This is a genomic window from Carboxylicivirga taeanensis (assembly GCF_051851475.1).
GTDB lineage: Bacteria > Bacteroidota > Bacteroidia > Bacteroidales > Marinilabiliaceae > Carboxylicivirga > Carboxylicivirga taeanensis.
On sequence record NZ_JBPUSJ010000061.1, the window covers coordinates 1 to 2032 of the forward strand.

Sequence of the window (2032 nt, forward strand, 5' to 3'; positions counted from 1 at the left end):
ATGTGTCACGAAGATGGGAATCATCTAAAAGTTCTTTGAAAATATTGGATAGTACCTAATTTAAACGATTAAATTAGAAAAGGTAAAAGTGAAACCTGAAGTCAATCGCCTTATAGAGATATAAGGTAAACAGCTATTAAAATTTCTAGAGACATTTAAAAATTTTAATACAACGAAGAGTTTGATCCTGGCTCAGGATGAACGCTAGCGACAGGCCTAACACATGCAAGTCGAGGGGTAACATTGTAGCTTGCTACAGATGACGACCGGCGCACGGGTGCGTAACGCGTATGAAACCTGCCTTATACTGGGGGATAGCCCGAAGAAATTCGGATTAATACCCCATAACGTTATTAGACCGCATGGTTTGATAATTAAAACTCCGGTGGTATAAGATGGTCATGCGTGACATTAGCTAGTTGGTGAGGTAACTGCTCACCAAGGCGACGATGTCTAGGGGTTCTGAGAGGAAGGTCCCCCACACTGGTACTGAGACACGGACCAGACTCCTACGGGAGGCAGCAGTGAGGAATATTGGTCAATGGACGCAAGTCTGAACCAGCCATGTCGCGTGCAGGAAGACTGCCCTATGGGTTGTAAACTGCTTTTATACGGGAAGAATTGTAGCTACGTGTAGTTATTTGCCGGTACCGTATGAATAAGCATCGGCTAACTCCGTGCCAGCAGCCGCGGTAATACGGAGGATGCGAGCGTTATCCGGATTCATTGGGTTTAAAGGGTGCGTAGGCGGAATAGTAAGTCAGGGGTGAAAGTTTGCGGCTCAACCGTAAAATTGCCTTTGATACTGTTATTCTTGAGTACATTTGAGGTAGGCGGAATGTGTTGTGTAGCGGTGAAATGCTTAGATATAACACAGAACACCGATTGCGAAGGCAGCTTACTAAACTGTAACTGACGCTGATGCACGAAAGCGTGGGGATCGAACAGGATTAGATACCCTGGTAGTCCACGCCGTAAACGATGATAACTAGTTGTTTGCAATAGACCGTAAGCGACAAAGCGAAAGCATTAAGTTATCCACCTGGGGAGTACGTTGGCAACAATGAAACTCAAAGGAATTGACGGGGGCCCGCACAAGCGGAGGAACATGTGGTTTAATTCGATGATACGCGAGGAACCTTACCTGGACTTAAATGTAGAGTGACAGCTTTAGAGATAGAGTTTTCTTCGGACACTTTACAAGGTGCTGCATGGTTGTCGTCAGCTCGTGCCGTGAGGTGTCGGGTTAAGTCCCATAACGAGCGCAACCCACGTTGTTAGTTACCAGCACATAATGGTGGGCACTCTAACAAGACTGCCGGTGTAAACCGCGAGGAAGGTGTGGATGACGTCAAATCAGCACGGCCCTTACGTCCAGGGCTACACACGTGTTACAATGGTCGGTACAGAGGGCAGCTACCTAGTGATAGGATGCGAATCTCAAAAACCGGTCTCAGTTCGGATCGAAGTCTGCAACCCGACTTCGTGAAGCTGGATTCGCTAGTAATCGCGCATCAGCCATGGCGCGGTGAATACGTTCCCGGGCCTTGTACACACCGCCCGTCAAACCATGGAAGCCGGGGGTACCTGAAGTCTGTTACCGTAAGGAGCGGCCTAGGGTAAATCTGGTAACTAGGGTTAAGTCGTAACAAGGTAGCCGTACCGGAAGGTGTGGCTGGAACACCTCCTTTCTGGAGAATATTTTGATAGCCGATTTTAGGCTTTCATTTTTACCAAAGTACTATTCATCATTACAGCGTCAAGCAATCCTACGGGATAAGACGACACTGCAACAGTCCCGTAGCTCAGTTGGTTAGAGCACTACACTGATAATGTAGGGGTCGGCAGTTCAAGTCTGCCCGGGACTACCATTTGCAAGATGTGAGAAAAGAGAAAAAGAGAAAAGAGCGATCAGCTCGTGACTCACCACTCAAAACTCATCTCTAAACATGGGGGATTAGCTCAGCTGGCTAGAGCGCCTGCCTTGCACGCAGGAGGTCATCGGTTCGACTCCGATATTCTCCACATTTTT

Annotated in this window: 2 tRNA genes and 1 rRNA gene; all 3 read left to right on the top strand. The window is 47.5% G+C overall.

The window, feature by feature from the left end:
• The first annotated feature begins 169 nt into the window (after positions 1-169).
• The 3 genes from ACSX1H_RS19160 (at position 170) to ACSX1H_RS19170 (ending at position 2025) form a co-directional block, all read left to right on the top strand.
• Positions 170-1691 (top strand): 16S ribosomal RNA (locus tag ACSX1H_RS19160).
• Positions 1692-1794: 103 nt separating this feature from the next.
• Positions 1795-1871: transfer RNA gene (locus ACSX1H_RS19165), tRNA-Ile, on the top strand.
• An 80-nt stretch (positions 1872-1951) separates the two neighbouring features.
• Positions 1952-2025, top strand: a tRNA-Ala gene (locus ACSX1H_RS19170).
• The last annotated feature ends 7 nt before the right edge of the window (positions 2026-2032 follow it).